Here is a 6,704-nt window from a genome sequence, read left to right as displayed (position 1 = left end):
GCGGCGACGCCACGGGCGCGGCAGGACGACGGGGTGGCCGGATCGCGGGCGAGTGGGTGGCGCGGACCCGAGAGTGCCGCAGGGCGGGCGGCGAGCGGGCGGCGTGGACCGGAGGGATCCGGGGCGGGGCGGCGGAGCACGGCCGCGGTGACGGCCGCGGGTCTGGCGCTGATGTGTTCGTTCCTCGCGCTGCTGTGCGTGGTGCGGCTCGCCGCGCAGATCGGCGGGTTGCGCTATATCCCCGACGCGTTCCGCGATGTCGGCTATCCGGGCTACCCCTACCTCGCCGTGGGGTTGGGGTTCGCCGGTGCCGTCGCCGCCCTGCTGGCCGGGGGTGCGCTGCTGCTGCCGCTGTCCAGGCGGATCGGGCGGCGTTGGATCGTGCTCGGCAGTCTCGGCTTCATGGCCGGGACGGCGGGCAGCCAGCTGTACGTGCACTACGTGGGCCGCAATATCCACGCGCTCACCATGTACTACCCGTTGCAGGAACCCGTGGGAGTGGCGGCCAGCGGCATCGGCTTCCTGCTGGCCCTGGGAGCCCTGGTCCGCGCGCTCGCCATCCGCCGCTAGCCACACGGCGGCAGGTCGCTGCGGCCCCGCGCGGTGTGGGCCGACGCCTGGCGAACTGGCCGATCATGCGATTCTGTAGCGGAGACGGCTTCATCCCGACCATCCACCACAGCAGGTAGGGAGCGACGATCATGCAGGTTCTCGCAGCTAGAGTCGGCTCGGTGGCCGCGGCGGCCGCCCTGCTCTGCGGCATACAGACCACGCTCACGGCTCCGCGAGCCGACGCGGATGTCGTCGGTATCGCGGTCATGAACACCGGCAGTCGCGGTCCGGCGATGGGGTGCGCGCACACCATCGCCGTGGGGTTGACGAGTCCGGTGCTGAACCCGACCCCGGAGTTCTACGTCGACGATGTCGCGATCGGGCCGGTCACCCCGTACACGCCCGCCGACGGTGCTCGGGTGCGCTGGACGCCCACCCGGATGGGCTGGCACACCATCAAGGTGGTGCAGACCCAGCCGGACCGCCCCGTGTCGGTCGGCTACCTGGACATCGAGGTGCGGCGGGCCGGGATCGACACCGGCAGTTCCTGTTTCGTCGACGGCGTCTTCGAGACCTGGTGACCGCCCGGGTGGTGCGCCGCGCTGTCGGCGCACCACGGTCGGGGGAACGGCCGCCTAGTCCTCCTCCACCACCGGCGGAGTCTCGAGAATGTCGAGCAGCCATTCCTCGGTGGCGGACTCGGCGTCGTCCTCATCGGGCCGGATCCGGTTCGTCAGTCGTACGCCCAGGCCGAGCAGCTGGGCGGCCTTCACCATCTCGATGGCCTCGTCGGGGCCGCAGTAGTGGGTTGCGATGAGCCGCGGCTCGTCGTCGTACTCCACTTCGAGGAGCTGTTCCAGTTCCACACCCTCATCGGTTGTCATGGGGCCGGAGCGTACGCGAACCAGGTGACACTCCGCGCGGGAACCCGGTGGCGACCGTGTGACATTCGCTCAGCGGGTGAAGAACCAGGCGATGACGACCAGGACCAGCAGGGCGATCAGGGCGAGCTGGACACGAGAGCGAGGCATCAGGCTGCTTCCTTGGACGAGACGCGGCGCGGCGCGGGGGTGGTGACGGCGGCTTCTCGCGCGGCGGCGCGGTCGCGGCCCAGTACGCGCATGGCGATGCGCAGCGCCCGGTCGAGCAGGTAGGCGATGCCGAAGCAGACCGGCACCATGGCGGCCAGCACGACGGCGAACTGGGGTACGAATGGCAGTCCGGCCACCCAGAGCTCTACGCCGTCCCACCAATCTGCGATCCGATGCACGGCTCCAGCCTAGGCCGACGCCGTGGCGGTGGACGAGCTGGGCCGGGTGCACCCATGATGAGGGTATGGCGTCCTACGACGAACCGGAGCCCGACAGCAACCTACGCGCCGGGTACGGCGACCTTCCGGACCCGCCCGGCGACGAATCGAACGGCGGTCCGGCGGTCCCGCCCCGCGACGGCCTCGGCGACCCGCCCGACGTCCCCGACGACTATCTTCCCTCCTCGTCGGGCCCGAGCCACCGCTCCATCTTCCCGCCCATCGACGACTACGCGTTCCTCTCCGACTGCGAGACCAACTGCCTGATCGCCCGCAATGGCTCGGTGGAGTGGCTGTGCCTGCCGCGACCGGACTCCCCCAGCGTGTTCGGCGCCATGCTGGACCGCAGCGCCGGACACTTCCGCATCGGCCCGTACGGCCGCAATGTGCCCGCCGCCCGCCGCTATCTGCCCGGCGGCTTGATCGTGGAGACCACCTGGCAAACCGAGACCGGCTGGCTCATCGTGCGCGACGCGCTGGTGCTCGGCCCCTGGCACAACACCACCCAGCGCAGCCGCACCCACCGCCGCACCCCGATGGACTGGGACGCCGAGCATATGCTGCTGCGCACCGTGAAGTGCGTGAACGGCGTCGTCGAACTGGAGATGAGCTGCGAACCGGCCTTCGAGTACCACGGCGCCCCGGCCCGATGGGAGTACACCGGGGAGGTGTACGAGCAGGCCACCGCTCGCGGCGGTGACGACTGCCCCGCGCTGACCCTCACCACCGACCTGCGGCTGGGGCTCGAGGGCCGGGAGGCCCGCGCCCGCACCCGGATGCAGGAGGGCGACCAGGTTTTCGTCGCCCTGTCCTGGTCGGAGCTGCCGCCGCCGCGCACCTTCGCCGACGCGGCGGAGAAGATGTGGCAGACCACCGAGTGCTGGCGGCAGTGGATCACCCTGGGACGCTTCCCGGATCATCCGTGGCGCGGATATCTGCAACGCAGCGCGCTCACGCTGAAGGGCCTCACCTACGCGCCGACCGGCGCGCTGCTCGCGGCGGCCACCACGTCCCTACCGGAAACCCCGGGCGGGGAACGCAATTGGGACTACCGCTACACCTGGGTCCGGGACTCCACCTTCGCCCTGTGGGGCTTGTACACGCTGGGCCTGGACCGCGAAGCCGACGACTTCTTCGCCTTCCTGCACGATGTGTGCCGCGACGACAACGGGGATCCGGTTGCGCTGCAAGTGCTCTACGGCATCGGCGGAGAGCGTGAGATCCGCGAGTACGAACTGCCGAACCTGTCCGGCTACGACGGCGCGCGCCCGGTGCGCATCGGCAATGCCGCCTATCAGCAGGACCAGCACGATATCTGGGGCACGCTGCTGGATTCGGTGTACCTGCACGTGAAGTCGCGCCAACAGGTGCCGGAGACGTTGTGGCCCATGCTGGAACGGCAGGTGCAGGCGGCGATCGAGAACTGGCGCAAGCCCGATCGCGGCATCTGGGAGGTGCGCGGCGAGCCGCAGCATTTCACCTCGTCCAAGGTGATGTGCTGGGTGGCGTTGGATCGCGGCGCGAAACTCGCCGAACTGCACGGGGAGTACGACTACGCCAAGAAGTGGCGCGACATCGCCGACGAGATCCACGCCGATGTGCTGGAGCACGGTGTCGACTCGCGCGGCGTGTTCACCCAGACCTACGGCAACGACGCCCTGGACGCCTCCCTGCTGCTGGTGGTGCTCAACCGCTTCCTGCCGCCGGACGACCACCGGGTGCGCGCTACCGTGCTGGCCATCGCCGACGAACTCACCGAAAACGGCCTGGTGCTGCGCTACCGAACCGAAACCACCGACGACGGACTGTCCGGCGCGGAGGGCTCCTTCACCATCTGCTCGTTCTGGCTGGTGTCGGCGCTGGTCGAGATCGGCGAACTACAGCGGGCCCGGCACCTGTGCGAGCGGCTGCTCGGCTACGCCAGCCCGCTCAAGCTCTACGCCGAGGAGATCGACACCCGCACCGGACGGCATCTGGGCAATTTCCCGCAGGCGTTCACGCATCTGGCGCTCATCAACGCGGTCATGCACGTGATCCGCGCGGAGGAGTCGCACGGCGCGGGACAGTTCAACCCGGCACATCCGGGACGCTGAGCGGCGGTGTGGAGCGCTGCCGGGCGGCGCTTCTATGCCCAACGCCCCGGGGCGCGTATCAGCTCTCCTGGGCCTCGCCCAGTGCGTCGGCGTACTCGCGTAGTTCGCGCAGGCGCACCAGCGCCGACTCGATCTCGGTGAGACGGCGCTCCCGGCGCTCCCCCGAGTGCACCGCCACCGCCTCCTCCGCCGCGCGCAGCGATTCGTCGGCCGAACGCAGGGTGGCGCTGGCGATCTCGGTGAAGTGATCGCGCAGGGTGCGCTGCATGCCGCGCAGCCGGTTGCGGGATTCCTTACTCACCTGGAAGATCACGTCGTCCATCAGCCGCGCCACCGCCACCTTGGCCTCGGCCTGCCGCCGCTGGCTGCGCGTCTTGCGGTCGTCCCACAGCGCGTTCACGCCCAGCAGCACACCCGCGCCCGCCGAATACCAGTTCACCAGCGACATGCCGAGCAGGCTGGTGGCCAGGCCGACCATCAGGATGCCGCCGTAGGAGCCGCGCAGGGCGCTCAGGGCCTGTTGGGTCACACCGGCTTTGGCGCTGTCGAGCGGTTCGAGCGCGGCGACCGGTTCCAGTACCTCGCTCGGGCTCTCCAACCGCAGGTCGGCCTTGGGCAGGGAGCCGTCCGGGAACTTCTCCGCCACCTGCTCGGCCAGTTCCACCGACCGGTAGTGGGCGATGACGAAGTTCTCCTCCACCGCCTCGCAGATCTTGGCGTCCAGGTCGGCGCCGAAGTCCTTCCAGTGCTTGGCCGGATCCCGCTTGCCGATCTCGGCCTCGGCGTCGCGGATCAGGCTGCGCAGCCGATGCCGCAGATCGTGTTCGATATCGGCCATCAGCTCGGCCGCGCCGTCGGCCAGCGCGACCTGCCAGTTGGCGGTGCGCTGACGCAACTGGTCGGCCTCCTCGCGGACCCGGCGCAGCTGTTCGGTGATCTCACCGAAACGCCTTGGGTCACGCAGCGTTTCGGCCTCGCTGCGCAGCGCCAGCGCCAAATGGTCGGTGATGAGCCGGATATCGCGCACCGCGGCCTCCTGGGCCACGGCGTCGGCGCGCCCGAGCACATACCCGCGCAGGTGGTCGAGCAGTTGCGGCACACCGGATTCCAGATCACGCTGCTGATCCCCGGTGGCGGCGGCGTGTTCGTGCAGTTGCGCCGAGGCGGGCGCGACCGCGAAGCCGAGTCCGGCGGCGTCGAGCAATTGCCGGTCCTGCTGCTGCACCTGCGGCCAGTGCGAGTAGCGGTCGATCTTGTTGAGTACGCAGACCACCATGGGGCAGACCTGCTGGATGCGGCCCAGCAGGGTGATCTGCTCGGGCGTGAACGGCGCACCGGCGTCGGCCACGTACAGCACCGCGTCGGCGGCGGCCAGCAGCGACCAGGACGCCGGGGTGTCGGCCAGCGATCCGGGAGCCTCCAGCACCACGAACCCCTCGGCCAGCAGCGGGCTGGGTTCGGCCAGCTCGGCGCGGACGACGCCGTCGGCGGCCAGTGCCTGCACCCGCTCGGCGGGATCGATCACCCGCCGCTCGACCCGACCGCCCGCGCCCTGGCGCACCACGGTCACCCGGGACAGCGGTCCGTATTCCACGATCACCGGCACTCGGCCGCCGACCGCACTGACCTCCGCCCCGACCAGGCCGTTGACCAGAGTGGTCGCCCCGCTGCCCGGTTCGCCGACCACGACCAGGCGGACCCGGGAATCGGCGACCCGTGCCCGCGCCAGATTCAGCCGCCCGGTGAGATCGGCGCGGGCGGCGGCACGGGTCAGCTCGAGCAGCTCGTCGAGCAGCTCGAGCAACGGGGCCATCGCATCCGGATGCTTCACGACGGCGAGACTATCGCCGTCGATCACAACAGCGTGATGTCGTGGGAGCCGGATACCGGGTGGTGGCTCTCCGCGAGGGTTGCCTCGGGCATGAGCTGCGTGGACAGCGCGCCGCCGGGGTAGGCGAGCGAACTGCCGTAGGCGAAATCGTCGTGGCCGCCGTACAGCGCGGCGTGGTACCCGCCGTCCTGTACGTCCGCGATGGGCTTCGCGGGCTGCGGCGCGATGGACGGTTTGACCAATGTCGGCGCGGGCTGCGGCATGGGCTCGGGAGTGACCACGCCGGGTCCGGTGCCGAGACCGCCATCCGTGCCGAGATCCGGTGCGGGCGTGGGCGCTACGGTCGGCACGTCCAGATCCGGGGTGTTGCCGTCGGGCAGGTCGACGCTCGGCTGCGGGGCACTGATGGACGGCACCTGCGTCGGGCCCGTATCGATATCGTCCGGCTGGGTCGGGGCGACGTCGATCCCGGTGCCGGGGGACGGGACCGGAGGCGTGGTGGTCGGCACGTTCCCGGTCGGGGTGCCGGAGCCGCCGTCGGTTCCCGGCGCGGTGGTGCCGCCGTCGGCGCTCGGTGCGGTGGTGGTGCCGCCATCGGTGCCCGGCACGGTGGTCGTGCCGCCATCGACACCCGGCTTGGTCGTGGCCGCGCCGCCGGGGCCCGGCACGGTGGTGGACGCACCGTCGGTGACGCCGGGGAGTTCGGTGGTCGCGGTGTCGGTGCGGCCCGGCAGTGTGGTGGGCGCGCCCGGGGTGGGGGTGAGCAGCCCACCCGCGTCGGTGGTGTTCGGGGTGCTGACCTGTGGTCCGGTCGTCGGCGTCGACGCGCCGCCGGTGGGCGTGGTCGGCTGGGCGATCACGGTGGCCGTCGGCTGCTGCGGGGTGGTGGTCTCCGTGGGCCGGGTGGTGTCGAGCAGCG

The 6,704-nt window shown here is 70.8% G+C and carries 6 protein-coding genes and 1 pseudogene; 3 read left to right on the top strand and 4 right to left on the bottom strand.

Annotated elements, in window-relative coordinates:
• Together ON31_RS08995 and ON31_RS08990 are read left to right on the top strand one after the other, a co-directional pair.
• The coding region (locus tag ON31_RS08995) for a hypothetical protein (RefSeq protein ID WP_218007299.1) at nt 1–570 on the top strand (570 nt) is incomplete at its 5' end.
• A 131-nt stretch (nt 571–701) separates the two neighbouring features.
• Complete coding sequence (locus ON31_RS08990) at nt 702–1,133, top strand: hypothetical protein (protein WP_147287081.1); 432 nt, start codon at nt 702–704, stop codon at nt 1,131–1,133.
• Nucleotides 1,134–1,187: 54 nt separating this feature from the next.
• Here the strand turns inward: ON31_RS08990 and ON31_RS08985 are convergent, their stop codons facing one another.
• Nucleotides 1,188–1,436: a hypothetical protein gene (locus ON31_RS08985; protein WP_029927275.1), complete on the bottom strand. Its 249-nt coding sequence runs from the start codon at nt 1,434–1,436 to the stop codon at nt 1,188–1,190.
• A 146-nt stretch (nt 1,437–1,582) separates the two neighbouring features.
• On the bottom strand, nt 1,583–1,822 hold the full coding sequence (locus ON31_RS08980) for a hypothetical protein (RefSeq protein WP_029927274.1): 240 nt from the start codon (nt 1,820–1,822) through the stop codon (nt 1,583–1,585).
• Nucleotides 1,823–1,887: 65 nt separating this feature from the next.
• On the opposite strand from ON31_RS08980, the gene ON31_RS08975 reads away from it, so the two are divergent.
• Nucleotides 1,888–3,954, top strand: a complete 2,067-nt coding sequence (locus ON31_RS08975; protein ID WP_051037012.1) for a glycoside hydrolase family 15 protein — start codon at nt 1,888–1,890, stop codon at nt 3,952–3,954.
• A gap of 58 nt (nt 3,955–4,012) precedes the next feature.
• On the opposite strand, the gene ON31_RS08970 is transcribed toward ON31_RS08975, so the two are convergent.
• Entirely contained in the window at nt 4,013–5,785 is a 1,773-nt protein-coding gene (locus ON31_RS08970; protein WP_039811503.1) for a P-loop NTPase family protein, read from the bottom strand.
• Nucleotides 5,786–5,808: 23 nt separating this feature from the next.
• A pseudogene (locus ON31_RS08965) lies at nt 5,809–6,704 on the bottom strand (hypothetical protein); the annotation flags it as partial.

The organism is Nocardia otitidiscaviarum NBRC 14405 (assembly GCF_000308635.1).
Taxonomy (GTDB): Bacteria; Actinomycetota; Actinomycetes; order Mycobacteriales; family Mycobacteriaceae; genus Nocardia; species Nocardia otitidiscaviarum.
The sequence above is the reverse complement of the archived record's forward strand: the minus strand, read 5'-3'. Positions and strand labels throughout refer to the sequence as shown.